The organism is Pseudomonas canadensis (assembly GCF_000503215.1).
In the GTDB taxonomy this organism is placed as follows: Bacteria; Pseudomonadota; Gammaproteobacteria; order Pseudomonadales; family Pseudomonadaceae; genus Aquipseudomonas; species Aquipseudomonas canadensis.
In genome coordinates this window covers 223589-250042 of record NZ_AYTD01000017.1, presented here as the reverse complement: position 1 = coordinate 250042, position 26454 = coordinate 223589, and the positions used below count along the sequence as shown (strand labels likewise).

Genomic DNA, 26454 nt, shown 5'->3' with positions numbered 1-26454 from the left:
GAGCCATTGATGACTGAATCAAACGAAACGCCGAACACTGTAGAAGAAGGCGACGAGTCCAAGCACCGCCGCATCAAGAGTTTTGTGATGCGCGCCGGCCGCATGACCGAAGGCCAGCAAAAGGGCCTGGAGCAAGGTACGCCGCTGTTCGTGTTGCCCCTGGCCGACGCGCCGGTGGACTACGACCAGGTGTTCGGCCGTTCGGCCCCGCGCTCCCTGGAAATCGGCTTCGGCATGGGCCACTCCCTGCTGGAAATGGCCGCCGCCGCCCCGGACCAGGACTTCATCGGTGTGGAAGTGCACCGCCCAGGCGTCGGCGCGCTGCTCAACGGTGTACTCACCCAGGGCCTGACCAACCTGCGGGTCTACGATTGTGATGCGATTGAAGTGCTCAACCGCTGCATCGCCGACAACAGCCTTGACCGCCTGATGTTGTTCTTCCCCGATCCATGGCACAAAGCCCGTCACCACAAGCGCCGTATCGTCCAGGCCTCCTTTGCGGAACTGGTACGCAGCAAGCTTAAGGTTGGCGGCATCCTGCATATGGCCACCGACTGGGAGCCGTATGCGGAATACATGCTGGAAGTGATGAACGTCGCCCCTGGCTACCGCAACATCGCCGAAGACGGCAAATGCGTGCCACGCCCGGCTGAGCGTCCGATCACCAAGTTTGAACGCCGTGGTGAGCGGTTGGGGCATGGGGTGTGGGATTTGAAGTTCGAGAAGGTTGACTGACAGTACGCGGTCAAAAATGTGGGAGCGGGCTTGTTGTGGTGAGCGGGCTTGCCCCGCGCTGGGCTGCGAAGCGGCCCCAATAAGACCTCCGCGCAGTACCAGATGAGCCGAGGTGATGGGTTCGGGGCGGCTTCGCCACCCAGCGCGGGGCAAGCCCGCTCACCACAAAAGCCCGCTCCCACATTTGTATCTGTGTTGGGTTTGGGATCAGCGGCGGTCTGCAACGACGCCAATCAATACAAGCACCACGATCAACACCGGCGCCAGGCTGTAGTTATTGAACTGGCTCAACCCCCGCACAATCCACGGCGTGGCGTAGATCAACGCGGCGCCGCTGCCGATCATGCACACCAGCGCCATCAACGGTACGCGCAACGCGCCGGCGATGCTGCCCAAGCGCGCTTCCACCCAGCCTTTGATATCAGCGCCAAACAGCACCAGCAGGCAGCCGACGAGGGCCAGGGAGATTTCTGACAGGTTGCTGCGGCTCCAGCGGGATACGGTGGCGAGCAGGTCGAGTACCAAATCCATTCGATTTCCTTAAGAGCGGTCAGCTCAAAAACTTCTGCAACAGGTCATTGAGAAAGAGTTGCCCACGGTCGGTCGCCGCCAGGCGTGACGGTTCGACCTGCATTAAGCCACTTTGTTCTGCCTCGCGGCGGCCTTCATCCAGGCTCGCCAGTTCCAGGCCGGTACGCTCGGCGTAAAGCTTGGCCTCGACGCCATCGGTGAGGCGCAACGCGTTCATCAGAAACTCGAACGGCAGTTCTTCGTTGGTCAGTTCTTTCGCGCCGGCCTGAAAGCTTTTGGCCGGGTTGAGGTAGTCCTTCGGTGCTCGGGTCTTCCAGGTGCGTACGATGCGCCCGTCGGGGTGGCTGAGCTTGCCGTGGGCTCCGGCGCCAATGCCGATAAAGTCGCCGAAGCTCCAGTAATTCAGGTTATGCCGCGCCGGGCGTCCGGGTTGGGCGTAGGCCGACACTTCATACTGCGCGTAACCGTGTTCAGCGAGCAGCGCCTGGCCGGCTTCCTGGATATCCCACAGCGTGTCGTCTTCCGGCAGCGCGGGTGGCTGGTTCCAGAACACGGTGTTCGGCTCCAGCGTAAGTTGATACCAGGACAGATGCGTCGGCTTCAGCGCGATGGCCTGGCGTAAGTCGCTCAGGGCATCGTCCAGGGACTGATCGGGCAAACCGTGCATCAAGTCCAGGTTGAAGTTATCGAACCCGGCCTGGCGCGCCATGCCAGCGGCACGCACAGCTTCGTCGCCATTGTGGATACGGCCGAGGGCCTCAAGCTTTTCCTGCTGGAAGCTCTGGATGCCGATGGACAGGCGGTTGATCCCCAGCTTGCGATAGGCGACGAACTTCTCTTGTTCGAAGGTCCCTGGGTTGGCTTCCAGGGTGATTTCGATATCACTGGCAAACGGGATGCGCGCTTCCACACCCTTGAGCAGGCGGCCCAATGCGGCGGCGCTGAAAAGGCTCGGCGTACCCCCGCCAAAGAAGATCGAACTCAGCTCGCGACCGTACACGGCGTGCAGGTCCTGATCGAGGTCGGCCAGCAGTGCATCCACATACTCCTCTTCCGGCAGCACCTTGCTGGCGGTGTGGGAGTTGAAGTCGCAATAAGGGCATTTGCGCACACACCACGGGATGTGGATATACAGCGCCAGGGGCGGCAGTACCGGCAAGGCCGCCCGAGGTGTTTGCGCGCCGCCGTGGATCAGCGGCTGCGCAGAGGTGTTCTGGGTCATTTCAGGCTCAGGCGTTGGCGCAGCAAATCCATTGCGCGAGCACGGTGGCTGATCTGGTTCTTGTCGGCCGGGCTCAGTTCGGCGCTGGAGACATTGCGCTCCGGCACCCAGAACAGCGGGTCATAGCCAAAGCCATGTTCGCCACTGGCCGCATGCAGGATGCGCCCGTGCCACAGGCCTTCACACAGGATCGGCAGCGGGTCGTCGGCGTGGCGCACCAGGGCCAGCACGCAGACGAACTGCGCGCCGCGCTCGGCGTCCGGCACGTCCTTGAGCGCGTCCAGCAGCTTGGCGTTGTTGGCCGCGTCGCCCTTGCCGTCGGCATAACGCGCCGAGTAGATGCCAGGGGCGCCGCCGAGGAAGTCCACCGCCAGCCCAGAGTCATCCGCCAGTGCCGGCAGGCCGGAGATGCGTGCGGCGTTGCGCGCCTTGAGGATGGCGTTCTCGACGAACGACAGGCCGGTCTCTTCCGGCTCCACCTGGCTGAATTCGCCAATCGAGCGCAGCTGCACGGAGTCACCGAGCATCGCCTGCAGTTCTTTGAGTTTGCCGGCGTTATGGCTGGCGAGTACGAGTTGGGTGAGTTTCATCATTCGGCCGGGAAGAGTTCTTGGTTGAATTGGAAGCTATGGGCTTTGCCGCCGGTTTCAACATTGATGGTAAACGTCTTGTATTCCCGCTGGGTCACGGAGTAGGGCGCGAGATAATTGACGCCGCCTTTCTCGTTGATTTGCTTGAAGGTCAGGACTTCACTCTTGCCGCCCAGGTCCTTGATGGTGCCGGTGACTTGCGCGGCCACCGGGGTTACGCCCTTGATCACGGTCACGTTGATCAGGCCCTTCTCCTTGCTGCGTACCACGCCGACTGCCTGGGCAGTTTCCGGTTGCAGGAAGCTGGAGGTGAACGTGTTGTAGTGCACGGTGATGTCACCGAAGTCTTTCTTGCGGTTAGCGTCTATTGCGTCTGCGGCCACGGCGCTGGCGCCCAGGCAGGCGGTCAATAGAAAAATAGCCAAACGACTCATGAGCGTCCCTCTTGAAGATGATTAGACGGCAATCTTGTGGTCGGTCAGGCCAGGACTGCTGACCCGGTAAATACCAATTTCGCCCAACAGGTTGGGCCATAGTTTACTCGCCCAGCCGTGGCGGTGCTGTTGATCGACGGCAAGGCGGTTGATCACCTTGGCTTCACGCTCGCCACACAAGGCTTCGAAGTCTTCGAAGGTGCAGAAGTGGATGTTCGGCGTGTTGTACCAGGTGTAGGGCAGGAAGTCCGACACCGGCATGCGGCCCTTGGTGGCCAGGTACCAGCGGCAGCGCCAGTGTCCGAAGTTGGGGAAGGTGATGATGCACTGGCGGCCGACGCGCAGCATTTCGTCGAGGATGCGGTCCGGGTAGTGCACCGCCTGCAGGGCCTGGGTCATCACCACGATGTCGAAGCTGTTGCTGGCAAAGTTGCCCAGGCCCTTGTCCAGGTCCTGTTCGATCACGTTGATGCCCTTGGCCACGCACTGGGCGATGTTGTCCGGGTCGTTTTCCAGGCCGTAGCCGGTGACTTGCTTGTTGTCGCGCAGCCAGCTCAGCAGTTCGCCATCGCCGCAGCCCAGGTCGAGCACGCGGCTGCCGGCGGGGATCCATTCTTGGATGATTTCCAGGTCGGCTCTCATGGCGTTCTCACACAGTAATCCGGTTCATGTAATTGCCGAACGCCTGCAAATAACGCGGGATCGGAATCAGGAAGGCGTCGTGGCCTTGCGGCGCATCGATTTCCAGGTAGCAAACGTCTTTGCGCGCGGCCATCAGCGCATCCACCAGCTCACGGGAGCGGGCCGGCGAGAAGCGCCAGTCGGTGGTGAACGACATTACGCAGAACTTGGCTGTGGCGCCTTCGAAGGTTTTCGCCAGGTCGTCGTCGTGATTGGCGGCCGGGTCGAAATAGTCCAGGGCCTTGGTCATCAGCAGGTAGGTGTTGGCGTCGAAACGCCCGGAGAACTCCTCACCCTGATAACGCAGGTAGCTTTCCACCTGGAACTCGACGCTGTGGAAGTCGTAGTTGAGCTTCTCGCTCTTGAGGCCACGGCCGAATTTTTCGCCCATGGAGTCATCGGACAGGTAGGTAATATGCCCCACCATCCGCGCCAGCATCAGGCCACGCTTGGGGATCACCCCGGCTTCCTGGAACGAACCGCCGTGGAACTCCGGGTCGGTGAGGATCGCCTGGCGCGCTACTTCGTTGAAGGCGATGTTCTGCGCTGACAACTTGGGCGCCGAGGCGATGGCCAGGCAATGGCGCACACGGTCCGGGTAAGTGATGGTCCATTGCAGCGCCTGCATGCCGCCCAGGCTGCCACCGATCACGGCGGCCCACTGTTGGATGCTGAGCAAGTCGGCGAGGCGGGCCTGGCTGTGCACCCAGTCTTCCACGGTCAGTACCGGGAAATCGGCGCCGAACGGCTTGCCGGTTTCCGGGTTGATACTGCTCGGGCCGGTGGAACCGTTGCAGCCGCCGAGGTTGTTCAGGCTGACCACGAAGAACTTGTTGGTGTCGATGGGTTTGCCGGGGCCGATGCAACTGTCCCACCAGCCGGGCTTGCGGTCGTCGACCGAGTGAAAACCGGCGGCATGATGATGGCCGGACAAGGCGTGGCAGATCAGCACGGCGTTGCTCGCCGTGGCATTCAGTTGGCCGTAGGTTTCATAGATCAGGTCATAGGCAGGCAGCGAACGCCCGCAGGCCAGGGCCAACGGTTCGCTGAAGTGCGCCACTTGGGGCACGACCAGTCCAACAGAATCGGGGGGGAAGGCAGCTGGCATCGACCCTGCTCTCGTTTAAATGAGGCGTAAGTCTAAAGACCGCTGCACCTAGCGGCAAGCGAACCCTGACCCTGTAGGAGCCGGCAAGCCGGCTCCTACAAGGGGCGTTAGATCAGCAGGCGCAGAATCTCTGGCATCCCGGTCATGGCTGCCAGGTTGTTGATCACCAGCATATCCAGCAACTTGAGCACCATGAACGCCAGGATCGGCGAAATATCCAGGCCGCCCAGGTTCGGCAGCAGGCGGCGGAACGGCGCCAGGGCCGGTTCGCAGATCTGGTTCACCAGCTCGGCGCCAGGGTTGTGGCTGCCCGGGGCGACCCAGGACAGGATCACGCTGATGATCAGGGCGAAGAAGAAGATCTTCAGGAACAGCGCGGTCACGCCGATGATGGACCAGACCAGCAGTTGGACGAAATTGCCGGTGGTGCCATAGGTCAGCAACAAGGTCAGCGCCATCAAGGCCAGCTGTACCAGGATCGCCAGGACCAGCGACGACATGTCCAGGCCGAACAGGCTTGGGATGATCCGACGCAACGGCTTGAGCAGTGGCTGGGTGGCCTTGACGATGAACTGGCAGAGCGGGTTGTAGAAGTTCGCGCGCACCAGTTGCAGCACGAAGCGCAACAGCACGATCAGCAGGTACAGGCTGCCGAGGGTTTGCAGCACGTAGACGGCTGCGGTGTTCAAACCAATCATGTTGGCTCCTTATTTGCCCAGTTGTTCGGCAAGTTCCGCCGAGCGGTGCGCAGCGGCACCCAATGCTTTTTCTACCAGGGCTTCAAAGCCCCCGGCCTGGAACGACTCGATGGCCGCCTGCGTAGTACCGCCTGGCGAGGTCACGCGACGGCGCAATTCGGCGGCGTCCACATCGCTGGCCACTGCCATATGCGCGGCGCCCAAGGCAGTCTGCTCGGCCAGTTGCTCGGCAACCTCCTTGGACAGGCCCAGTTTCACGCCGGCGGCGGTCATGGCCTCGATCAGCAGAAAGAAGTACGCCGGGCCGCTGCCGGACACGGCGGTGACCGCGTCCAGTTGCTGCTCCTGCTCCAGCCACAGGGCGAGGCCCACGGCAGACAGCAGCTCCTGCGCCTGGTCACGTTGTTCGGCGCTCACTTCGGCGGTGGCGTACAGCCCACTCACGCCTTGGCTGACCAGTGCCGGGGTATTGGGCATGCAGCGCACGATTGGCTGGGCACCGAGCCAGGTGTTCATGCTGGCGCAGGTGATACCGGCAGCGATGGACACCACCAGTTGATGCGGTTGCAGGCTCGGACGCAGGCTTTCGCACACGGCTTTCATGGCCTGCGGCTTAACGGCCAACACGATGACATCGACGCCCTGGATGGCCTCGGCGTTGTCAGCAAAGGTTTCAATGCCGTGTTCGGCACTGACGCGGGCACGGGTGTCGGCGCCCGGGTCGCTGGCGCGAATCTGCGCGGCGTCCAGGCCCTTGGCCCGCAGGCCACCGATCAGGCTGGCCGCCATGTTACCGGCGCCGATAAAGGCAATACGCGTGTTGCTCATGACAGGTCCTTACTCAGAGGGAAGTCAGCCATGTTCATGGCTGGCCGTAGTCGCGGGCGCCAAATAGGGCGGTACCAATCCGCACCCAGGTGGCGCCTTGGGCGATGGCCGACTCAAGGTCGTGGCTCATGCCCATGGAAAGTGTGTCCAGTGGCAGGTTCAGGCTGTTTTGCAGGTCGCGTACAGCGGCGAACGCTGCGTCTTGCGCGGTCCGATCTTCAGTCGGCTCCGGAATCGCCATCAGGCCACGCAGCTTCAAGCGCGGCAGGGCGCTGATGGCGTCGGCCAGGGCCGGCAGGTCGGCGGGCGTACAGCCGGACTTACTGGCTTCGCCACTGACATTGACCTGAATGCAGATGTTCAGCGGTGGCAGGTCGGCCGGGCGTTGTTCGGACAAGCGTTGAGCGATTTTCAAGCGGTCCACGGAATGCACCCAAGCGAAGTTCTCGGCGATAGCGCGCGTCTTGTTCGATTGAATGGGGCCGATGAAGTGCCAACTCAAGGGCAGGTCGGTTAATTCGGCCTGTTTGCCCAGGGCTTCTTGCAGATAGTTCTCGCCAAAGTCGCGCATCCCGGCGGCATAGGCTTCGCGCACGGCTTGCGCGGGTTTGGTCTTGCTCACGGCCAGCAGGTGGATGCTGCTTGCGTCACGTTGCACGGCGTCGGCTGCGGCGCGGATGCGCTGGCTAACCTGGCCGATGTTGTCTGCTATCGTCGACATTCAAGATGCGCCCGTGGATATGGAGTCCGCGGCATTCTACTGGAAATGGAAAGCCCTATGGATATCACTGAATTACTCACGGCCAGCGTGCGCCGCGGTGCGTCCGACCTGCATTTGTCTGCCGGCCTGGCGCCGATGTTACGCGTGGATGGCGAGGTCTGGCCGCTGAATGGGCCGGTGCTTTCACCTACGCAAGTAGCGGACTTACTGAGGCCTTTGCTCAATCAGCACCAACAAAAGGATTTCGAAACATCTCTTGAAACAGACTTTGCCTTCGAACTGCCCGGCGTGGCGCGGTTCCGGGCCAATGTGTTCCGGCAGGATCGCGGCATGAGTGCGGCGTTTCGCACCATCCCGTCTGAGGTCCAGAGTCTGGAAGGTCTTGGCCTTGGCGAAGTGTTCCGGCGTATCGCCCAACTGCCACGGGGCCTGGTTCTGGTTACCGGCCCGACCGGCTCAGGCAAGTCTACGACTCTGGCGGCGATGATCGATTTCCTCAATCAGCATCGGCGCCATCACATCCTCACCCTTGAAGACCCCATCGAATTTATCCACACGCCGAAAATGGCGTTGATCAATCAGCGCCAGGTGCATCGCGACACCCATTGTTTTTCCACCGCCCTGCGCTCGGCGCTGCGGGAAGACCCGGACGTGATCCTGGTGGGCGAACTGCGTGACCTGGAAACTATCCGCCTGGCGCTGACGGCGGCTGAGACCGGGCACCTGGTGTTTGGCACCCTGCACACCAGTTCAGCGGCAAAGACCGTAGACCGGCTGGTGGACGTGTTTCCGGCTGGGGAAAAGGCCATGGTCCGCTCGATGTTATCGGAGTCGTTGCAGGCGGTGGTGTCCCAAGTGCTGGTAAAGAAGATCGGCGGCGGACGCGTGGCGGCCCATGAAATCATGCTGGGCACGCCGGCCATTCGGAACTTGATCCGGGAGGACAAGGTGGCGCAGATGGTTTCAGCGATACAGACCGGTGGGGCGTTGGGGATGAAGACGCTGGATATGAGCTTGAAGGGGTTGGTCGGAGAGGGGGTGATCAGCCGGGAAGAGGCGCGGGAGAAAGCGAGGGTGCCAGCAGACATATGAAGCAAGTCTGAGCTGGTTTTTGTGGAGAGCAGACTTGCCCCGCGCTGGGTGGCGAAGCCGCCCCAAAACCAGGCGACGAGTTGTACCTGTGGAAATACGGTGGCCTTATTGGGGCCGCTGCGCGCCCCAGCGCGGGGCAAGCCCGCTCACCACAACAAGCCGCCCATAGCTTTGACGCCGGCTTAGCGCTGCACGACTCGCAGATTGTTGTTCTGCTCTTTTGGGAGTACGCGCTTGGCAATCACGTAGTTCTTGTCCCAGAACGGCTTCTTCAGCGTGTCGATGCTCACCGACTTGCCACGGCGCGGTGCGTGGATGAAGCGGTCATTGCCCAGGTAGATGGCAACGTGGTTCACCTGGCGGCTCTTCAGTTTGAAGAACAGCAGGTCACCGGGTTTCAGGTCCTTGCGATCGACCTTCTGCCCGTGGCCGGCGGCCATGGCGTTGGAGGTGCGCGGCAAATCCACGGCGGCTACGTCGTTAAACGCATATTTCACCAAACCACTGCAGTCGAACCCTTTACTTGGGCTGCTGCCGCCCCAACGATAAGGAGTACCGAGCACGTTGACGGCGCGGCTGAGGACGGTGCTGCTCTGCTTGGTGTTGACGCCAACCAGGCCCGGAACTGCTTTACCGTTATGGGCCTTGCTCAGTTGAGTCGGGCGGTTGACGGTCAGCTTGACCGACTTGGCGGTGCTTGGCGTGCTGTGGACTTTAGGGGTGAAACCGTTAACGTTAGGAAGTCGTTGCTCACGATTGGTGGCGTGGGCGGCCAGTGGCATTAATAGGCAAATGGTTAGCCATGTCTTGAAAAATGGTCGCATTAGGCGTGGCTCTTGTGGGTTTGCGCGAAACTTTATAACAGCTTTTTGTGTCGTTCTCAGGCCGTTTGTCGACTGAACCTTGACGTCAAAATCAGGAAAAACGCGACGATTCGCCGCAATTGTCCTACACAAGTCAGGTGGCATAAGGCTTTCAGGGCAGGGAAGATACCATTTGCCGTACGTCGGGCGCCTGTAAAAAAGTCACAAAGAAAATGAAAAAATTTATCTATCGAGGCAAAAGAGGTACGCGATGAACACCTATCAGCAGATTGGTCCACAGCAAGACACCCACAGTAAGGTGATCGGTTACCTGCTGTGGATTTTTGGTTTTACCGGGGCGCATCGCTTCTATTACGGCAAACCCGTCACCGGCACGATCTGGTTTTTCACCCTCGGCTTGCTAGGAATCGGATGGTTGATCGACCTGTTCTTGATCCCGGCCATGGACCGTGAAGCGGACCTGCGTTTTACCGCCGGGCCCATCGAATACAACGTGGCCTGGATACTGTTGGCGTTTCTGGGGGTATTTGGCGTGCACCGCATGTATCAGGGCAAATGGATCACCGGCCTGATCTACCTGCTGACCGGCGGCTTGTTCCTGGTGGGGGTGCTGTATGACTTCTGGACATTGAATACGCAGATTTCGATCCGCAATGCCGAACGCAATTCCGGGCGGTAAATAACCTGTAGGAGCGAGCTTGCTCGCGAAGAACGTTAACGAAAACGCAGCGCTCTCAGGTAGTCCGCGTTGCCTGTCCGTTCTTCGCGAGCAAGCTCGCTCCTACAGTGTTGGGTAGCGTCAAGCCTGGTAGCTGATGCGTCCGTCAACCAGGGTGTAACGCACCGTCGCCGGCAGGCTATGGCCGATGAACGGGCAGTTTTCACCCTTGGACAGCCACTGCTCCCCGGCAACTGTGGAGCTGGCCGGGTCGAACAGCACCAGGTCTGCCGCCGAACCCACCGCCAACTTGCCCGCCGGCAGGCGCAAGGCCTCGGCCGGGCCGCTGCTCAGGCGTGCCAGCAGCGTCGGTAAGTCCAGCAACCCATCCTCCACCAACGTCATCGCCAACGGCAGCAACAGTTCAACACTGCTGATACCCGGCTCTGTCGCGCCGAACGGTGCCAGCTTGGCATCCCGCTCATGGGGCTGGTGATGGCTGGAAATCGCCGAGACCACGCCGGACTTGATCGCCGCACGCAAACCTTCACGGTCGGCCAGGGTGCGCAGCGGCGGCTGCACGTGGTACAGGCTGGAGAAGTCGATCAGCGCTTCATCCGTCAGAATCAGCTGATACAGCGCCACATCCGCCGTCACCGGCAAGCCACGGGCCTGGGCCTGGGCGATCAAGGCCACGCCGCGAGCGCTGGTCAACTGGCTGAAGTGCGCGCGCACGCCGCTTTGTTCCACCAGCAGCAGGTCACGGGCCAGGGCCACGGTCTCGGCGGTTTCCGGAATGCCCGGCAAACCGAGGAAGCTGGCCACGGCGCCTTCATGGGCCAGGCCGCCTTCGGCCAGGTCGCGGTCCTGGGAATGGAAGATCACCGTCAGGTCGAAGGTGGCCGCGTATTCCAGCGCGCGCAGCAGCGTGCGGGTGCTGCGGAAGCTTTCCAGGCCATTGCCGAACGCCACGCAACCGGCGTCGCGCAGGGCGATCAGTTCGGCGAGTTGTTCGCCTTCCAGGCCTTTGCTCAGGGCGCCGATAGGGAACACCTTGCAATTGCCGGCTTCGCGGGCGCGGTCGAGGATCAGCTCGGTCACGGCCGAGGTGTCGAGGATCGGCTTGGTGTGGGGCGGGCAGCACAGGCTGGTCACGCCACCGGCAGCGGCGGCGCGTGTTTCGCTGATGATGTTGCCCTTGCGGCTGTAACCCGGCTCGCGCAGGGCGACGTTCAGGTCGACCAGGCCAGGCGCGGCCACCAAGCCTTTGGCGTCGATGGTTTCAGTCGCGCTGAAACCCGCAGGGGCGGCGCCGATGGCGATGAGCTTGCCGGCTTCCAAGTGCAGATCAGTAACTTGATCCAGGCCACTGGCCGGATCGATAACGCGAGCGCCAAGAATGCTGAGCTTCACTGGGCGTTCTCCTGCTCGAATTGACGTTGCGCGGTTTGCCCGCTCATGGCCATGGACAGCACGGCCATGCGGACGGCGATGCCGTAGGTGACCTGGTTCAGGATCACCGACTGAGGGCCGTCGGCCACCGCCGACTCAATCTCCACCCCACGGTTGATCGGGCCTGGGTGCATCACGATGGCATCCGGCTTGGCGCCGGCCAGGCGTGCGGTGGTCAGGCCGAACAGGCGGTAGAACTCGCCTTCGCTCGGCAGCAGGCCACCGGCCATGCGCTCGCGTTGCAGGCGCAGCATGATCACCACGTCCACATCCTTGAGGCCTGCGGCCATGTCGGTATAGACCTTTACGCCGTACTGCTCGATGCCGATCGGCAGCAGGGTTTTCGGGGCGATCACGCGGATATCCGTGCAACCCAGGGCTTTGAGGGCCAGCATGTTCGAGCGTGCAACCCGCGAGTGCAGGATGTCGCCGACAATGGCCACCGAGAGGTTTTCAAAGCTGCCCTTGTGCCGACGGATGGTGAGCATGTCGAGCATGCCCTGGGTCGGGTGGGCGTGACGGCCGTCGCCGCCGTTGATGATCGCCACCTGCGGGCACACGTGTTCGGCGATGAAGTGCGCGGCACCGGAGTCGCCGTGGCGCACCACGAACATGTCGGCGGCCATGGCCTCCAGGTTGCGCAGGGTGTCGAGCAGGGTTTCGCCCTTGCTCGCCGATGAGGTGGACACGTTCAGCGTGATCACGTCGGCCGACAGCCGCTGGGCCGCCAGTTCAAAGGTGGTACGGGTGCGCGTGGAGTTCTCGAAGAACACATTGCAGATGGTCTTGCCGCGCAGCAGCGGGACCTTCTTCACCGCGCGGCCACCGACTTCAAGGAACGAGTCGGCGGTGTCGAGGATTTCGGTGAGCAGTTCGCGGGGCAAACCGTCGAGGGACAAGAAGTGTTGCAACTGGCCCTGAGCATTGAGCTGCAGCGGGCGCTTGGCATCGAGAGGCGTCATCGCGGGGACTCTTTACAAGGCGGTTTAAAGGGCGAGGTCTTGCAGTTCGAGTTCGAGCGGCGTGGGACCGGACAATTTTACCCGTTGGTGGGCTTGCAGCGACAGTGTGGCGCCGACCACATCCGGGCTGATCGGCAGTTCGCCGGCATCCAGGTCGAGCAGGCACACCAGGGTCACGCTGGCCGGGCGGCCGTAGTCGAACAGTTCGTTCATGGCGGCGCGGATGGTGCGGCCGCTCATCAGCACATCGTCGATCAGCACCAGGTGCTGGCCTTCGATCTCGAACGGCAGGGCCGACGGGCGCACTTGTGGATGCAGGCCGTTCTGGCTGAAGTCGTCACGGTAGAAGGACACGTCTAGCGTGCCGAGGGGCGAGTCGCTGCCCAGTGCTTCCAGCAATGCCTGGGCCACCCACACACCACCGGTGCGAATGCCGATGAAGCGCGGCTCGCTGATGTTGCGGTGTTGCAGATGGGCCGTGAGGCTTGTGGCCATCTGGCTGATCAGTTCGGCGGGGTTCGGCAGGCTCATGCAGGCTCCTTCAGGACCTTGGCGCAGGCAAGGTCCGGGCTCAAACGTAAAAGACACTGTAGGAGCGAGCTTGCTCGCGAAGAACTCACAGGCGCCGCGTGCATCACTGGATGCGCGCGTAATCGTTGACGTTTTTCGCGAGCAAGCTCGCTCCTACAAAAAGCAATGCGGCAATTCAGGATTCAAATAAAGCAGTGTTTTCATCCAACCATCCCTGCAACAACAGGGCGGCGGCGATGGCGTCCACGGGGTTGTCGCGGTAGCTGCCCTTTTGCCCGCCACGGTCACGGCGCTCACCCTTGGCTTCAAAGGTGGTGAGGCGTTCATCGTGGGTATAGAAGGGCAGGTTGTAGCGGCCATTGAGGCGGCGGGCGAATTTTTCGGCGCGCAGGCACATGTCGCTGGGGGTGCCGTCCATGTTCAACGGCAGGCCGACCACGACCGCATCGGGCTTCCACTCTTTAATGAGGGCTTCGACCTGGTTCCAGTCCGGCACGCCGTTCTGGGCTTTCAACGTGCACAACTCGCGGGCCTGGCCGGTGATGACCTGGCCGACGGCGACGCCGATCTGTTTGGTGCCGTAGTCAAAACCCAGGATCAGTCGCAAAGCCATCAGGCGTGCCCCGCCTGGCTGGTCAACAAGCTGAGGTTGACCCGCAGTTTGGCGGCAGCCGCTTCCAGGCGCAGTTCGCTGGGCGTGTTGAACAGGATGTCGGCATCGAAGGGGCACGTCAGCCAGGCGTTGCTGGCGAGTTCAGCCTCCAACTGGCCAGCTTCCCAGCCCGCGTAACCGAGGGTGATCACGCTTTGCTCGGGGCCCACACCGTCGGCGATGGCGAACAACACGTCCTGGGAGGTGGACAGTGACACACCGTCCAGGTCGACCGTGGCCTGGAACTTTGGCCCGGTCGGGTGCAGCACAAAACCGCGATCGGTCTGCACCGGCCCGCCGATGTAGATCGGCACGCCCTGGCAACGCGTGGGCGGATCGACTTCCGGGCGCAGTTGCTCAAGGATATCCGCCAGGTTCAGCTCTTGCGGGCGGTTGACCACCAACCCCATGGCACCATTGGCCGTGTGCTCGACGATGTAGGTCAAGGTCTGCGCAAAGTTCGGGTCGGCCATATGGGGCATGGCGATCAGGAATTGATGCTTGAGGTAGGTCGGGCTGACGTTTTTCATGTTCGATAGTGTGGCGGTGGAGGGGCGAACTGACAAGCTGGTGATGTGCCACAGGTGGCAATTGTCATCAATTGCTCGACAACCGATCGCCCTTGGCGAACTTCCAGGTGCGGATGATTTCCAGGCGGTCGACGTCGTTCAAATCACCGCTGAACGGCGCGAAAGGCGCGGCCAGGCGCACGATGCGCTGGGCGGCCTGGTCCAGCAGCGGCTGGCCGGACGACTCCAGCACCTGCACTTCATACAACGTGCCGTCGCGGTTGATTGAAACCAATAGACGCAAATTGCCGTAAATCTGCTGGCGCCTGGCTTCTTCCGGGTAGTTGAGGTTGCCGATGCGCTCGACCTTCTTGCGCCACTCATCTTTGTACCAGGCACCTTTGTCGCGCATGGTCGAGGCGGCGTTGAGCCTATAGATGCGCGGGCGCTTGGCGTACAACTGTTGTTCGTTTGCCAGTTCGGCTTCGAGGCTGGAGATTTCGTCGGACAGGGTCGAGCTGTCGAAGGTCGGCGCTGGCTTTACGGGCTCGGGCGTGGGTTCGGTCTTGGTCTTTTCGCGCTGGGTCGGGGCTTTTTGCGGCTTGGGCGCGACGGTGGTCACCGCAGCCTTGGGCGCGGCCTGCTTGACCTCCGGCTTGGGCACCGGCGGCGGGGTGACTTTATTCACCTTGTTGTCCTGGAACGGCGCCACTTCGGTGGTCTTGGGCACGGCTTTCTTATCGAGGGTGCCGCTGCCTTGCTGATTGTCCTGGGCGAGGAAGTCAGCCTTCTCGGGCTTCTTTTCGCTCTTGAACGTGGCCAGGGTGATTTCCAGGGTTTTGCTGATCTGCTTGGGCTCGACCATGGTGAAACCCACGCCGAGGATCAGGGCCAGGTGAATCAACGCGGCCAGGAACAGGGTAAATCCGAGCCGATCAGCCGGGCGCACGCCGCTGGGGGAGAGTTCGGGGGGCAGGTCGGACGGGAGTGTCATGACAAAAAAACCAACATCGCGCGTTTCACAGGTGGGGCATGATAGCGCAATGTTGGTGCGTGTCCGGCTGTTCTATGTCACTTGGCTTGTAGCTTTCGCTCAATGGCGGCCATCAACATTTCGCCGATGTTCGTGCCAAATGCGTTGTCGATCTCGCGAATGCAGGTCGGGCTGGTGACGTTGATTTCAGTCAGGTTCTCGCCGATCACGTCCAGGCCGACAAACAGCAGGCCCTTTTCACGCAGGGTCGGGCCGACCTGGGCGGCAATCCAACGGTCCTTGTCCGACAGCGGGCGGGCTTCACCACGACCACCGGCCGCCAGGTTGCCGCGGGTCTCGCCGGCTGCCGGGATGCGCGCCAGGCAGTAATCCACCGGCTCGCCGTCGATCATCAGGATGCGCTTGTCGCCGTCCTTGATCGCCGGCAGGTAGGCCTGGCCCATGATCTGCTGGGTGCCCAGGGCGGTCAGGGTCTCCAGGATCACTGACAGGTTCGGGTCGCCTGCGCGGTGACGGAAGATCGAGGTGCCGCCCATGCCGTCCAGCGGCTTGAGGATCACATCGCCATGTTTGGCGGCGAATTCACGCAGCACATCGGCGCGGCGGCTGACCACGGTCGGCGGCGTGCACTGTGGGAACAGGGTGGCGAACAGCTTTTCATTGCAGTCGCGCAGGCTTTGCGGCTTGTTGACGATCAGCACGCCAGCGCGTTCGGCCTGTTCCAGCAGGTAGGTGGAGTAGACGAACTCCATGTCGAACGGCGGGTCCTTGCGCATCAGGATCACGTCCAGATCGCTCAGCGGGCTGTCGATTTCGTCCTGCAATTCGAACCACTTTTCAGGGTTGGCAAATACCTGCAGCGGGCGCATGCGCGCGCGGGCTTCGCCGTCGCCCTGGTAAAGATCGCGCTGTTCCATATAGAACAGGGTCCAGCCGCGGGCCTGGGCGGCCAGGAGCATGGCCAGCGAGCTGTCCTTTTTATAGGAAATGCTGGCGATAGGGTCCATGACAATGCCGACGCGAACGCTCATGGGGGATTTCCTCTAGCAAATAAGGGCGCATAAAAGTGGCGTCAGAGTGGCGCTGCGGCTGTTGTGGGTCAAGGAAAAACCACCTGGCCGGTTGCTCGATAGATTGCGCCCGGAGACTGTGCTAAAAAGACTGCCACGGCGCAGCAGCCCTTGAATTCCAAGGCTTGCGGCGCTCATCCTGTGCAACATCAGGCAGTACACACCGAAAACCGATTCGCTGTGGCGATGGCAGAGCAGATATGGAACAGCATTCCAACGCCTTGAGAGTGATGGTGATCGATGATTCGAAGACGATCCGCCGCACCGCTGAAACCTTGTTGAAGAACGTAGGGTGCGATGTCATCACGGCCATCGACGGTTTCGATGCCCTGGCCCGGATTGTTGATCATCACCCGCATATTATTTTTGTCGACATCATGATGCCGCGCCTGGATGGCTATCAGACCTGCGCGCTGGTGAAGAACAACCCGGCGTTCAAGTCGATCCCGGTGATCATGCTGTCGTCCAAGGACGGCCTGTTCGACAAGGCCAAGGGGCGCATCGTCGGTGTCGATCAGTTTTTGACCAAGCCTTTCAGCAAGGAAGAACTGCTGGGCGCGATCAAGGCCTACGTGCCGGGGTTCGCCGCAGTAGAACAAGCACACTGACACCGCCTCACAAGGGCTGGCGTCCACCTATGTAGTGGGGAAAACCATGGCACGTGTTCTGATCGTCGACGATTCGCCGACCGAAATGTACAAACTGACCGGCATGCTGGAAAAGCATGGCCACCAGGTCCTCAAGGCCGAAAACGGCGCGGACGGTGTGGCCCTGGCCCGCCAGGAAAAACCCGATGCTGTGCTGATGGACATCGTGATGCCGGGCCTCAATGGCTTCCAGGCCACCCGCCAGCTGTCCAAGGAGCCGGAAACCAACGGCATCCCGATCATCATCATCACCACCAAGGACCAGGAAACCGACAAGATCTGGGGCGCGCGCCAGGGCGCCAAGGATTACCTGACCAAGCCGGTGGATGAAGAAACCCTGATTGCCACCCTGAACAAGGTGCTGGCCGGCTGACGGTTTGCCATCATGACCGAGTCGCAAACCGCCTTCGAGCTGCTGTTGGACATCGACCGCCGCTGCCGCCTGCTGGCCGCTGACCTGCCGTCCCAGGAAACCCGCCTGCAACGCTGGAGCGGGATTGGCTTTCGCCTGGGCCAGCACTGGTATGTGGCGCCCATGGGCGAAGTCGCCGAAGTCCTGCATGAGCCGCGTTGCACGCTGATGCCCGGAGTCAAGGCCTGGGTCAAGGGCGTGGCCAACCTGCGTGGGCGCCTGTTGCCGGTGATGGACTTGGGTGGGTTCCTCGGCCTTGAGTTGTCCAAGGCGCGCAAGCAACGGCGAGTGCTGGTGGTGGAGTTCAACGACTTGTTTGTCGGGCTGCTGGTCGACGAGGTAGTGGGGATGCAGCATTTCGCACAAGACGCCTGGCGGGCGAACGCTACGCCTGACGTATCGTTTATCCAGGGCCGGTTCGACGGCGATCCGTCGTGGCAGGTGTTCAGCCCCTTTGCTCTGGCCCAGGCCCCTGGCTTCATGGATGTTGCCGCATGACCACCGCTACCGCACTCAAACCCCAGGCCGGCTCACGCAGCCGCTCGCAGATCATCGTGCTGTTCATCGCACTGATCGTGTTCATCATGTTGCTGTTCGCCAACTTCGCGTACCTCAATACCCAGTCCACCTACGACAAACAGTACATCGGCCACGCCGGTGAGCTGCGCGTGCTGTCCCAGCGCATCGCCAAGAACGCCACCGAAGCCGCCGCCGGCAAGGCTGCGGCGTTCAAGTTGCTGGGCGATGCGCGCAACGACTTCGCCCAGCGCTGGGGCTTCCTGAAAAAAGGTGACCCGGAAACCGGCCTGCCCGCCGCGCCAAGCGCGGTGCGTGCCGAAATGCGCGCGGTGCAGACCGACTGGGAAGCGCTGCTGAAAAACACCGACGCGATTCTCGCCAGCGAGCAGACCGTGCTGTCGTTGCACCAGGTGGCCGCGACACTGGCCGAAACCGTGCCGCAACTGCAGATGGAATCGGAAAAGGTCGTCGATATCCTCCTGCAACGTGGTGCCCCGGCGAGCCAGGTGGCCGTGGCCCAGCGCCAGTCACTGCTGGCCGAACGTATCCTTGGCGCGGTGAACACCGTGCTGGCCGGCGACGAAACCGCCGTGCAGGCCGCAGACGCCTTTGGCCGTGACGCCAACCGCTTCGGCCAAGTGCTCAATGGCATGCTGCAGGGCAACCCCGGTTTGCGCATCACCCAGGTCGAAGACCGCGACGCCCGCGCGCGTTTGGCGGAAATCGCCGAACTGTTCGAATTCGTTTCCGGCTCCGTGGATGAAATCCTCGAGACCTCGCCACAGTTGTTCCAGGTGCGGGCCTCGGCGAGCAATATCTTCAACCTGTCGCAAACCCTGCTCGATGAAGCCTCGCACCTGGCCACCGGGTTCGAAAACCTCGCCAGCGGGCGCAGTTTTGACACCATCGGCGGCTATGTCCTGGGCCTGCTCGCACTGACCTCAATCATTTTGATCGGCCTGGTGATGGTGCGCGAAACCAACCGCCAATTGCACGAAACCGCCGAGAAGAACGAGCGCAACCAGAATGCGATCATGCGCCTGCTGGACGAAATCGAAGACCTGGCCGACGGCGACCTCACCGTGACCGCCTCGGTGACCGAAGACTTCACCGGCACCATCGCCGATTCCATCAACTATTCCGTTGACCAATTGCGCGACCTGGTCGCCACCATCAACCTCACCGCCGGGCAAGTCGCCGGTGCCGTGCAGGACACCCAGGCCACCGCGATGCACTTGGCCCAGGCCTCGGAGCACCAGGCCCAGCAGATCGCCGAGGCGTCCACCGCGATCAACCAGATGGCCCAGTCCATCGACCAGGTCTCGGCCAACGCTGCCGAGTCCTCGGCGGTGGCAGAGCGCTCGGTGGAAATCGCCAACAAGGGCAACGAGGTGGTGCATAACACCATCCATGGCATGGACAACATTCGCGAACAGATCCAGGACACCGCCAAGCGCATCAAGCGCCTGGGTGAGTCGTCCCAGGAGATCGGCGATATCGTCAGCCTGATCGACGACATTGCCGACCAGACCAACATCCTCGCCCTCAACGCTGCTATCCAGGCCAGCATGGCCGGCGACGCCGGGCGTGGTTTTGCGGTGGTCGCCGATGAAGTGCAGCGTCTGGCCGAACGTTCGTCTGCGGCCACCCGGCAGATCGAAACGCTGGTGCGGGCGATCCAAGCCGACACCAACGAAGCGGTCATCTCCATGGAGCAGACCACCACCGAAGTGGTGCGCGGCGCGCGGCTGGCCCAGGACGCCGGGGTGGCGCTGGAAGAGATCGAAGGCGTGTCGAAGACCCTGGCGGCGCTGATCCAGAGCATCTCCAACGCAGCGCAGCAACAGACTTCATCGGCCGGGCAGATATCGCTGACTATGAACGTGATCCAACAGATCACTACCCAGACCTCGTCGGGGTCGACGGCCACCGCCGAAAGCATCGGCAACCTGGCAAAAATGGCCAGCCAACTGCGCCGGTCGGTGTCGGGTTTCACCTTGCCGCCACCGAAGCAGGTCGACGATTGAAATGCAGTGCCAATGTGGGAGGGGGCTTGCCCCCGATAGCAGTGGGTCAGTCACCCAATCTTTGACTGATGCATCGCCATCGGGGGCAAGCCCCCTCCCACATTTGATCTCTATCTGTCTTGAGATCTCGTACCACCAGCAACCCACGAATTCTAAGCGGAGCAGTTATGGTTGATCGGCACGACTACGTGGCCCTCGAATGGGTCAAGGGCGACATTGCCGAAACCCTGAAACAGGCCCGTTCGGCGCTAGACGCGTACGTCGAAACCTCAGACGCCGAAGCGATCAGCGAGTGCCTGGCGTGTGTCCATCAAGTGCATGGCGCGTTGCAGATGGTCGAGTTCTACGGCGCGGCGCTGTTGGCGGAAGAAGTCGAAGCGCTGGCGCTGGCCCTGCAAGCCGGGAGTGTCGGTCAGCGCGACGAAAGCATCCGCCTGCTGCAACAGGCCCTGACTCAATTGCCGTTGTACCTGGACCGCGTGCACAGCGCCCGCCGCGACCTGCCGCTGGTGGTGTTGCCACTGCTCAATGACCTGCGCAGTGCGCGCGGCGAAAGCCTGCTGTCGGAAACCAGCCTGTTCAGCCCGCAACTGCTGACCATCGCGGCGCTGCCGGATGAGGCCCTGGCCCAACGCGCGGCGCCCGACCTGAAAGAGCAATTGCGCCAGTGGCACCAGCTTTTGCAGCAGGCGCTGGCCGGGCTGCTGCGTGAAGACCATGGCCCCAGCAACCTGGAAGACATGGCGCGGGTGTTCGCACGCCTCGAGGCACTGTGCCAAGGCGCGCCGCTGTTGCCGCTGTGGCAGGTCACCTCGGCGCTGGTCGAAGGCATGCTCACCGGCGTGATCGCCAACAGTCCGGCGTTGCGCAGTCTGCTCAAGGCCAGTGACAAGCAACTCAAACGCCTGCTGGCCCAGGGCATCGGCGGGATCAACCAGCCGGCGCCGGATGAATTGCTCAAGAGCCTGCTGTTCTATGTGGCCAAGGTCACCCGTCCGACGCCGCGCATGCAAAGCCTCAAGGAACGCTACGGCCTGGATGAAGCCTTGCCTGACAGCGCGGTGGTCGATGCCGAACGCGCCCGTCTGGCCGGACCGGATCGCAACGCCATGGGCTCGGTGCTGGGCGCCTTGTGTGAAGAGCTGGTTCGGGTCAAAGAACGCCTCGATTTGTTCGTACGCAGCGACCGCCAGCACACCAGCGACCTTGATGCACTGCTGGCGCCGTTGCGGCAGATCGCCGACACCCTGGCGGTGCTGGGCTTCGGCCAGCCGCGTAAAGTCATCATCGACCAACTCGCCGTGGTGCTGAGCCTGGTCCAAGGCCAGCGCGAACCCAATGACGCTGTATTGATGGATGTCGCCGGCGCCTTGCTCTACGTCGAAGCCACGTTGGCGGGCATGGTTGGCACCGTCGAACCGGAAAGCCGCGAAGAAAGCCGCTTGCCCACCACCGACCTGACCCAGATCCACCAGTTGGTGATCCGTGAGTCCTGCCAGTGCCTCAAGCAGGCCAAGGAACTGGTGATCGACTGCATCGAAGCCGATTGGGATCGCCAACGCCTGGAGTCCTTGCCGGAGCTGCTGAGCCAGGTGCGTGGCGCCCTGGCGATGATTCCGTTGCCCCGCGCGGCAAGCCTGATGCGCGGCTGCACCGATTACGTCGACGAGCAGTTGATGGGCAACGATGCACCGCCTTCCGAGATGCAACTGGCGCATTTCGCCGACGTGATCAGCAGCCTGGAATATTACCTGGAGCGCATGCTCCAGGACCCGGATGCGGCGGGTGAGCGTGTGCTGGAATTAGCCACCCAAGGCTTGGCCGCACTGGGTTACCTGCCCGCCGAAAAACCCTGGCGCCAGGCCCTGGTCGTACCGGATGGCGCGCTCTCGGCCGAGGTTACGCCGAGCCAATCGCAGTTCGACGCACTCGCCAGCCCAACGTCGCGGCTGAACCCGCCGGCCCTGCAGCGCCCTGGCAGCCTGTTGCCGCCGCCGGCCGATGAAGAGCCTATCGATGATGAACTGCGCGAAGTCTTCCTTGAGGAGACCGACGAAGTCCTCGAGGTGCTGCACCGTTACCTGCCTAACAGCGCGGACAAGACCGCTCAGGCCGAAATGCGCCGCGCCTTCCACACCCTCAAAGGCAGCGGGCGCATGGTGCGCGCCCTGGTCTTGGCGGAGTTGGCCTGGGCTGTGGAGAACCTGCTGAACCGTGTGCTGGAACGCAGCGTGACCCTCGGTCCGGATGTGCAGCAGGTGCTGGATGAAGCGGTGGCCTTGCTGCCGGAGTTGATCGCTGACTTTGCCATCGACGACCAGCGTCAACGCGATGAAGTCGACGCCCTGGCCGCCCGTGCCCACGCCTTGGCCAGCGGTACACCCGCGCTGGCCGCCGAGCCTCATGATCCGATGCTGCTGGAGATTTTCCGCAACGAAGCCCAAAGCCATCTGGACAGCCTCAACCACTTCCTGCAACAGGCCGCCGAGCATGTACCGCTGCAAGTCAGCGATGAACTGCAACGCGCCCTGCACACCCTCAAGGGCAGCGCCTATATGGCTGGCGTGCTGCCCATTGCCGAGCTGGCGCGCCCGCTCGACCACCTGACCCGCGAGTACAAGGCCCACCGCCTGCCGCTGGACCTGGACGAAGTGGAGTTGTTGCTGGAAGCCGAAGGACTGTTCCAGCGGGGTCTACGGGATCTGGAGAGCGATCCCCTGGCGCCGATCAACGGTGCAGAGGACTTGATCAGCCGCACTCAACGTTTGCTGGATCAGCAGCTTGAAGCGCTGCTCGACGTGCGCATCAAGCGCGATCCACAACTGATCGCCAACTTCCTGGCCCAGGGCATGGACATCCTGCTCGACGCCGAAAGCCTGCTGCGTCGCTGGCAGCAACACCCCGGCGATCGCCAGGAGCTCACTGCGCTGCTGGATGAATTGACCACGTTGGGGGAGGGCGCGCACGTTGCCGACCTGTACGCCATCGACGCACTCTGCGAAGCCTTGCTCGACCTGTACGGCGCCGTTGAGGAAAGCAGCCTGGCGGTCAGCGAGCGGTTTTTCCATGAGGCCGAACAGGCCCATGAAGCGCTGATCAGCATGCTCGACCAACTGGCCGCCGGCCAGGAAATCAGCCCGGCGCCGGCCCGTGTCCAAGCCCTGCGTGAGCTGCTGGATGAAGCCCTCGACCCGTCCGCCACCGGCCTGATCAAAAGCGATGGCAGCCGTGCGCCGAGCATTGCCGAACTGGGTGCCGCCACACAGCAGTTAGATCACCAAACGGCGATGGACGACGAGATCGTCGAGATCTTCCTCGAAGAAGCCGTGGACATCTTCGACAGCGCCGGGCAGTCGCTCAAGCGCTGGTTGCTGGAGCCCGACAACGCCGCGCCGCTGTCGTCGTTGCAACGCGATCTGCACACCCTCAAGGGCGGTGCGCGCATGGCTGAAATCGAGCCGATTGGCGACCTGGCCCACGAGTTGGAATGCCTGTATGAAGGGCTGGTGGACCGCCGCTACAGCTACTCTGCCGAACTGTCCCACGTGCTGATGGCCAGCCATGAGCGCCTCGCCTTGCAGCTTGAAGAACTGCACCATCACCAGCCTCTGAGCGATAGCGACGAGCTGATCGCCAGGGTGCGCGCACTGCGCCAAGGCAGCGCGCCAGCGGCACCGGTCGCCGCGCCGCCGGCGTCCGGCGCCGACCCTGAGCTGCTGGATATCTTCCTCGAAGAGGCCGCAGACATCCTCGACAGCTCCAGTGCTGCGCTGTCGCGCTGGCAGGCCGAGCCCGGCAATCGCCAGGAAGTGGAGACCCTGCTGCGCGACCTGCACACCCTCAAGGGCGGCGCGCGCATGGTCGAGATTGCGCCCATTGGCGACCTGGCTCATGAGCTGGAATTTCTCTATGAAGGCCTGTCCGCCGGATTGCTCGCGCCATCCCCGGAGTTGTTCGCGTTGCTGCAAGGCTGCCATGATCGCCTGGCGCAGATGATCGACGCGGTGGCGGACGGCTTGCCGGTCGGCTCGGTGGACAAGCTCATCGAGCGCATCAAAAGCCTGGTGCACCCGAGCGATGAGCCCGTGACGCCATTGGCGTTGCCGGTGGGCAAGGCGGAGGCCGTCGTCGATCCGATGGCCGACATGGTGAAGATCTCTGCCGAGCTACTCGACGACCTGGTCAACCTGGCCGGTGAAACCTCGATCTTCCGTGGCCGCATCGAACAGCAAGTCAACGACGCACGCATCGCCCTGACCGAAGTGGAAACTACGATTGAGCGCATGCGCGACCAACTGCGTCGCCTCGACACCGAAACCCAGGGCCGCATCCTCAGCCGCCAGCAAGCCGAGGCCGAGCGCCTGGGCTATGAAGACTTCGACCCGCTGGAAATGGACCGTCATTCGCAGTTGCAGCAACTGTCTCGCGCGTTGTCCGAATCCGCCTCTGACCTGCTCGACCTCAAGGACACCCTTGAGCGCCGCAACGAAGACGCCCACGATCTGTTGCAGCAGCAGGCACGCATCAACACCGAGTTGCAGGAAGGCCTGATGCGCACGCGCATGGTGCCGTTCGAGCGCATGCTGCCGCGCCTCAAGCGCATCGTGCGCCAGGTGGCGGGTGAGCTGGGCAAGGACGTGGAATTCATTGTCGGCAATGCCGAGGGCGAGATGGACCGCAACGTGCTGGAACGCATGGCCGCGCCGCTGGAGCATATGCTGCGTAACGCCGTCGACCACGGCCTGGAGTCCCGCGATGCACGGCTGCTGGCCGGCAAGCCCGAGAAAGGTCGCATCACCCTGGACCTGACCCACGAAGGTGGCGACATCGTCTTCGACATGCGCGACGACGGCGCGGGTGTGCCGCTGGAGGCGGTGCGGCGCAAGGCGATCAAGCGCGGTTTGCTCGATCCCAATCAGGAGATCAGCGACCGCGACGTGTTGCAGTTCATCCTGCAACCGGGCTTCTCCACGGCGGAAAAGATCACGCAGATTTCCGGGCGTGGTGTGGGCATGGACGTGGTGCATGAGGAAGTGCGTCAGTTGGGCGGTTCGATGTTCATCGACTCGACGCCGGGTATGGGCGTGCACTTCCGTATTCGCCTGCCGTTCACCGTGTCGGTCAACCGCGCGCTGATGGTGCAATGTGCGGACGACCAATATGCGATCCCGCTCAACACCATCGAAGGCCTGGTGCGTGTGTTGCCCCATGAGCTGGCCGGGCACTACCAGCAAGATCCACCGCGTTATGAATACGCCGGCCAGCGTTACGAGCTGTTCTACCTGGGCGACCTGCTGCACACCGTCAGCCGCCCGAAACTGTTGGGCCAATATCAGCCGGTCCCGGTACTGCTGGTGCAATGCAACGAGCGGCGCGTGGCGATCCATGTGGACGCCATGGCCGGCACGCGGGAAATCGTGGTCAAGGGCCTGGGGCCGCAGTTTGCCGGCGTGCAGGGTTTGTCTGGCGCGACGATTCTGGGCGATGGCCGCGTGGTGTTGATCATCGACCTGCTGGCGCATATCCGCGCCCGCCCAGCGGCCTTGCCGGCGCAGTCAGTGGATGCGCCACTGATCCTCAACGACCCGCTGAAAAAGCGTCCGTTGCTGGTGCTGGTGGTGGACGACTCGGTCACCGTGCGCAAAGTCACCAGCCGCCTGCTGGAACGCAACGGCATGAACGTGCTCACCGCCAAAGACGGCATCGACGCCCTCGCCGTGCTGGAAGAGCACAGCCCGGACCTGATGCTGCTCGACATCGAAATGCCGCGCATGGACGGCTTCGAAGTCGCCACCCAAGTGCGCAACGACCCCCGGCTGATGCGCCTGCCGATCATCATGATCACCTCGCGCACCGGCCAGAAACACCGCGACCGCGCCATGGCCATCGGCGTGAATGACTACCTCGGCAAGCCGTACCAGGAATCGGTGCTGCTCGAAAGCATCGCCTACTGGAGCAAGTCCCATGCTTGACCACCGCACCAGCCAACTCACCGGCCTGCTGCTGCCCCTGGCCGACCGCCATCTGGTGCTACCCAACGTCGCCATCGCCGAACTGATCGACTTTCAGCGCGGCGAACCGGCCAGCGATGCACCGCCGTGGTATTTGCGGCAAGTGACCTGGCGCGATCGGCAAATCCCGTTGATCAGCTTTGAAGCAGTGTGCGGTGAAGCCAGCGTGACCGGCGAACGCTCGCGGATAGTGGTGTTGAACGCGTTGGGCGGGCGGCCGACGCTGAAGTTTATTGCGCTGGTGATCCAGGGGATTCCCCGGTCGTACAAGCTTGATAGTGAATTGAGCTACGTGGACGTGCCGCTGTGCCCGCTGGAGCTGGCGGCGGTGCAGGTGGGCGAGCATGTGGCGAAGGTGCCGGATCTGATGGGGCTTGAGGCCCTGCTGGTCGAATCCGGTTTGGCATAGATCCCTGCAGGAGCCGGCTTGCCGGCGATGACGGTCTGCCAGCCCACTCATTAACAACTGACCCACCGCTATCGCTGGCAAGCCAGCTCCTACACTAAATCGCGCTCGTTCCCAGGCTCTGTGTGGAGAAAATCAAT

At 62.4% G+C, this 26454-nt stretch carries 26 protein-coding genes; 9 read left to right on the top strand and 17 right to left on the bottom strand.

The window, feature by feature from the left end:
• The first annotated feature begins 9 nt into the window (after positions 1 to 9).
• A complete protein-coding gene (trmB, locus tag U367_RS0119885) occupies positions 10 to 735 on the top strand; it encodes a tRNA (guanosine(46)-N7)-methyltransferase TrmB (RefSeq protein WP_028618312.1) in 726 nt (241 codons plus the stop codon).
• 207 nt (positions 736 to 942) lie between these two features.
• On the opposite strand, the gene U367_RS0119880 is transcribed toward trmB, so the two are convergent.
• From U367_RS0119880 to U367_RS0119840, 9 genes are all read right to left on the bottom strand, one after another.
• The gene (locus tag U367_RS0119880; RefSeq protein WP_015886351.1) at positions 943 to 1266 is read right to left on the bottom strand and encodes a DUF3392 domain-containing protein; all 324 of its coding nucleotides are present in this window, start codon (positions 1264 to 1266) and stop codon (positions 943 to 945) included.
• Between the two features lie 19 nt (positions 1267 to 1285).
• Positions 1286 to 2488: a radical SAM family heme chaperone HemW gene (hemW, locus tag U367_RS0119875; protein ID WP_028618311.1), complete on the bottom strand. Its 1203-nt coding sequence runs from the start codon at positions 2486 to 2488 to the stop codon at positions 1286 to 1288.
• On the bottom strand, positions 2485 to 3081 hold the full coding sequence (gene rdgB, locus U367_RS0119870; protein ID WP_028618310.1) for an RdgB/HAM1 family non-canonical purine NTP pyrophosphatase: 597 nt from the start codon (positions 3079 to 3081) through the stop codon (positions 2485 to 2487). The genes hemW and rdgB overlap by 4 nt, the downstream gene beginning before the upstream one ends.
• Positions 3078 to 3512, bottom strand: a complete 435-nt coding sequence (locus U367_RS0119865) for a DUF4426 domain-containing protein (protein ID WP_028618309.1) — start codon at positions 3510 to 3512, stop codon at positions 3078 to 3080. The genes rdgB and U367_RS0119865 overlap by 4 nt, the downstream gene beginning before the upstream one ends.
• A 21-nt stretch (positions 3513 to 3533) precedes the next feature.
• A complete protein-coding gene (metW, locus tag U367_RS0119860) occupies positions 3534 to 4154 on the bottom strand; it encodes a methionine biosynthesis protein MetW (RefSeq protein WP_010207236.1) in 621 nt (206 codons plus the stop codon).
• A gap of 7 nt (positions 4155 to 4161) precedes the next feature.
• The gene (gene metX, locus U367_RS0119855; protein ID WP_028618308.1) at positions 4162 to 5301 is read right to left on the bottom strand and encodes a homoserine O-succinyltransferase MetX; all 1140 of its coding nucleotides are present in this window, start codon (positions 5299 to 5301) and stop codon (positions 4162 to 4164) included.
• A 107-nt stretch (positions 5302 to 5408) separates the two neighbouring features.
• Positions 5409 to 5999, bottom strand: coding sequence for a YggT family protein (locus U367_RS0119850; RefSeq protein ID WP_028618307.1), 591 nt, complete (start codon positions 5997 to 5999; stop codon positions 5409 to 5411).
• 9 nt (positions 6000 to 6008) lie between these two features.
• On the bottom strand, positions 6009 to 6827 hold the full coding sequence (proC, locus tag U367_RS0119845) for a pyrroline-5-carboxylate reductase (protein WP_028618306.1): 819 nt from the start codon (positions 6825 to 6827) through the stop codon (positions 6009 to 6011).
• A gap of 34 nt (positions 6828 to 6861) precedes the next feature.
• The gene (locus U367_RS0119840; protein WP_028618305.1) at positions 6862 to 7548 is read right to left on the bottom strand and encodes a YggS family pyridoxal phosphate-dependent enzyme; all 687 of its coding nucleotides are present in this window, start codon (positions 7546 to 7548) and stop codon (positions 6862 to 6864) included.
• Positions 7549 to 7605: 57 nt separating this feature from the next.
• Between U367_RS0119840 and U367_RS0119835 the strand changes: the two genes are divergently transcribed.
• On the top strand, positions 7606 to 8640 hold the full coding sequence (locus U367_RS0119835; protein ID WP_028618304.1) for a type IV pilus twitching motility protein PilT: 1035 nt from the start codon (positions 7606 to 7608) through the stop codon (positions 8638 to 8640).
• A gap of 182 nt (positions 8641 to 8822) precedes the next feature.
• On the opposite strand, the gene U367_RS0119830 is transcribed toward U367_RS0119835, so the two are convergent.
• Entirely contained in the window at positions 8823 to 9464 is a 642-nt protein-coding gene (locus tag U367_RS0119830; RefSeq protein ID WP_028618303.1) for a C40 family peptidase, read from the bottom strand.
• Positions 9465 to 9714: 250 nt separating this feature from the next.
• On the opposite strand from U367_RS0119830, the gene U367_RS0119825 reads away from it, so the two are divergent.
• The gene (locus U367_RS0119825; RefSeq protein WP_028618302.1) at positions 9715 to 10143 is read left to right on the top strand and encodes an NINE protein; all 429 of its coding nucleotides are present in this window, start codon (positions 9715 to 9717) and stop codon (positions 10141 to 10143) included.
• A gap of 120 nt (positions 10144 to 10263) precedes the next feature.
• Here U367_RS0119825 and U367_RS0119820 read toward each other — a convergent pair whose 3' ends face one another.
• From U367_RS0119820 to gshB, 7 genes are all read right to left on the bottom strand, one after another.
• Positions 10264 to 11535 (bottom strand): dihydroorotase, encoded by a 1272-nt coding sequence (locus U367_RS0119820; protein ID WP_028618301.1) that lies wholly within the window; start codon positions 11533 to 11535, stop codon positions 10264 to 10266.
• Positions 11532 to 12536: an aspartate carbamoyltransferase catalytic subunit gene (locus U367_RS0119815; RefSeq protein WP_028618300.1), complete on the bottom strand. Its 1005-nt coding sequence runs from the start codon at positions 12534 to 12536 to the stop codon at positions 11532 to 11534. Before U367_RS0119815 ends, U367_RS0119820 begins: the two co-directional genes overlap by 4 nt.
• Positions 12537 to 12560: 24 nt before the next feature.
• Complete coding sequence (gene pyrR, locus U367_RS0119810; RefSeq protein ID WP_016976043.1) at positions 12561 to 13067, bottom strand: bifunctional pyr operon transcriptional regulator/uracil phosphoribosyltransferase PyrR; 507 nt, start codon at positions 13065 to 13067, stop codon at positions 12561 to 12563.
• 175 nt (positions 13068 to 13242) lie between these two features.
• Positions 13243 to 13680, bottom strand: coding sequence for a Holliday junction resolvase RuvX (gene ruvX, locus U367_RS0119805; RefSeq protein ID WP_003195067.1), 438 nt, complete (start codon positions 13678 to 13680; stop codon positions 13243 to 13245).
• Positions 13680 to 14249 carry a YqgE/AlgH family protein gene (locus U367_RS0119800; RefSeq protein WP_028618299.1) on the bottom strand — a complete coding sequence of 190 codons (570 nt, stop codon included), beginning with the start codon at positions 14247 to 14249 and terminating at the stop codon, positions 13680 to 13682. Before U367_RS0119800 ends, ruvX begins: the two co-directional genes overlap by 1 nt.
• Positions 14250 to 14316: 67 nt before the next feature.
• Positions 14317 to 15222 (bottom strand): energy transducer TonB, encoded by a 906-nt coding sequence (locus U367_RS0119795; protein ID WP_028618298.1) that lies wholly within the window; start codon positions 15220 to 15222, stop codon positions 14317 to 14319.
• A 77-nt stretch (positions 15223 to 15299) separates the two neighbouring features.
• On the bottom strand, positions 15300 to 16253 hold the full coding sequence (gene gshB / locus U367_RS0119790) for a glutathione synthase (RefSeq protein ID WP_028618297.1): 954 nt from the start codon (positions 16251 to 16253) through the stop codon (positions 15300 to 15302).
• 239 nt (positions 16254 to 16492) lie between these two features.
• Here gshB and pilG point away from each other — a divergent pair, with 239 nt between their 5' ends.
• The 6 genes from pilG to U367_RS0119760 all read left to right on the top strand — a co-directional run bounded on the left by pilG (position 16493) and on the right by U367_RS0119760 (position 26317).
• Complete coding sequence (gene pilG / locus U367_RS0119785; protein ID WP_010564379.1) at positions 16493 to 16900, top strand: twitching motility response regulator PilG; 408 nt, start codon at positions 16493 to 16495, stop codon at positions 16898 to 16900.
• Positions 16901 to 16946: 46 nt separating this feature from the next.
• Complete coding sequence (gene pilH, locus U367_RS0119780) at positions 16947 to 17312, top strand: twitching motility response regulator PilH (protein ID WP_014720320.1); 366 nt, start codon at positions 16947 to 16949, stop codon at positions 17310 to 17312.
• 12 nt (positions 17313 to 17324) lie between these two features.
• The gene (locus U367_RS0119775; RefSeq protein ID WP_028618296.1) at positions 17325 to 17849 is read left to right on the top strand and encodes a chemotaxis protein CheW; all 525 of its coding nucleotides are present in this window, start codon (positions 17325 to 17327) and stop codon (positions 17847 to 17849) included.
• Complete coding sequence (locus tag U367_RS0119770) at positions 17846 to 19897, top strand: methyl-accepting chemotaxis protein (protein WP_028618295.1); 2052 nt, start codon at positions 17846 to 17848, stop codon at positions 19895 to 19897. The genes U367_RS0119775 and U367_RS0119770 overlap by 4 nt, the downstream gene beginning before the upstream one ends.
• A 167-nt stretch (positions 19898 to 20064) precedes the next feature.
• Positions 20065 to 25869: an Hpt domain-containing protein gene (locus U367_RS0119765; protein WP_028618294.1), complete on the top strand. Its 5805-nt coding sequence runs from the start codon at positions 20065 to 20067 to the stop codon at positions 25867 to 25869.
• Positions 25862 to 26317, top strand: a complete 456-nt coding sequence (locus tag U367_RS0119760) for a chemotaxis protein CheW (RefSeq protein ID WP_010207210.1) — start codon at positions 25862 to 25864, stop codon at positions 26315 to 26317. Before U367_RS0119765 ends, U367_RS0119760 begins: the two co-directional genes overlap by 8 nt.
• The last annotated feature ends 137 nt before the right edge of the window (positions 26318 to 26454 follow it).

Bases quoted from the DNA above. Each gene is read 5' to 3' on its own strand.
- U367_RS0119865 (WP_028618309.1), bottom strand. From the start codon at position 3,512: ATGAGTCGTTTGGCTATTTTTCTATTGACCGCCTGCCTGGGCGCCAGC.
- U367_RS0119830 (WP_028618303.1), bottom strand. From the start codon at position 9,464: ATGCGACCATTTTTCAAGACATGGCTAACCATTTGCCTATTAATGCCA.
- ruvX (WP_003195067.1), bottom strand. From the start codon at position 13,680: ATGGCTTTGCGACTGATCCTGGGTTTTGACTACGGCACCAAACAGATC.
- U367_RS0119825 (WP_028618302.1), top strand. From the start codon at position 9,715: ATGAACACCTATCAGCAGATTGGTCCACAGCAAGACACCCACAGTAAG.
- gshB (WP_028618297.1), bottom strand. From the start codon at position 16,253: ATGAGCGTTCGCGTCGGCATTGTCATGGACCCTATCGCCAGCATTTCC.
- rdgB (WP_028618310.1), bottom strand. From the start codon at position 3,081: ATGATGAAACTCACCCAACTCGTACTCGCCAGCCATAACGCCGGCAAA.
- U367_RS0119775 (WP_028618296.1), top strand. From the start codon at position 17,325: ATGACCGAGTCGCAAACCGCCTTCGAGCTGCTGTTGGACATCGACCGC.
- pilG (WP_010564379.1), top strand. From the start codon at position 16,493: ATGGAACAGCATTCCAACGCCTTGAGAGTGATGGTGATCGATGATTCG.
- pyrR (WP_016976043.1), bottom strand. From the start codon at position 13,067: ATGAGCCTGCCGAACCCCGCCGAACTGATCAGCCAGATGGCCACAAGC.
- metW (WP_010207236.1), bottom strand. From the start codon at position 4,154: ATGAGAGCCGACCTGGAAATCATCCAAGAATGGATCCCCGCCGGCAGC.
- U367_RS0119765 (WP_028618294.1), top strand. From the start codon at position 20,065: ATGGTTGATCGGCACGACTACGTGGCCCTCGAATGGGTCAAGGGCGAC.
- pilH (WP_014720320.1), top strand. From the start codon at position 16,947: ATGGCACGTGTTCTGATCGTCGACGATTCGCCGACCGAAATGTACAAA.
- U367_RS0119800 (WP_028618299.1), bottom strand. From the start codon at position 14,249: ATGAAAAACGTCAGCCCGACCTACCTCAAGCATCAATTCCTGATCGCC.
- U367_RS0119770 (WP_028618295.1), top strand. From the start codon at position 17,846: ATGACCACCGCTACCGCACTCAAACCCCAGGCCGGCTCACGCAGCCGC.
- metX (WP_028618308.1), bottom strand. From the start codon at position 5,301: ATGCCAGCTGCCTTCCCCCCCGATTCTGTTGGACTGGTCGTGCCCCAA.
- U367_RS0119850 (WP_028618307.1), bottom strand. From the start codon at position 5,999: ATGATTGGTTTGAACACCGCAGCCGTCTACGTGCTGCAAACCCTCGGC.
- trmB (WP_028618312.1), top strand. From the start codon at position 10: ATGACTGAATCAAACGAAACGCCGAACACTGTAGAAGAAGGCGACGAG.
- U367_RS0119840 (WP_028618305.1), bottom strand. From the start codon at position 7,548: ATGTCGACGATAGCAGACAACATCGGCCAGGTTAGCCAGCGCATCCGC.
- U367_RS0119815 (WP_028618300.1), bottom strand. From the start codon at position 12,536: ATGACGCCTCTCGATGCCAAGCGCCCGCTGCAGCTCAATGCTCAGGGC.
- hemW (WP_028618311.1), bottom strand. From the start codon at position 2,488: ATGACCCAGAACACCTCTGCGCAGCCGCTGATCCACGGCGGCGCGCAA.
- proC (WP_028618306.1), bottom strand. From the start codon at position 6,827: ATGAGCAACACGCGTATTGCCTTTATCGGCGCCGGTAACATGGCGGCC.
- U367_RS0119760 (WP_010207210.1), top strand. From the start codon at position 25,862: ATGCTTGACCACCGCACCAGCCAACTCACCGGCCTGCTGCTGCCCCTG.
- U367_RS0119835 (WP_028618304.1), top strand. From the start codon at position 7,606: ATGGATATCACTGAATTACTCACGGCCAGCGTGCGCCGCGGTGCGTCC.
- U367_RS0119795 (WP_028618298.1), bottom strand. From the start codon at position 15,222: ATGACACTCCCGTCCGACCTGCCCCCCGAACTCTCCCCCAGCGGCGTG.
- U367_RS0119880 (WP_015886351.1), bottom strand. From the start codon at position 1,266: ATGGATTTGGTACTCGACCTGCTCGCCACCGTATCCCGCTGGAGCCGC.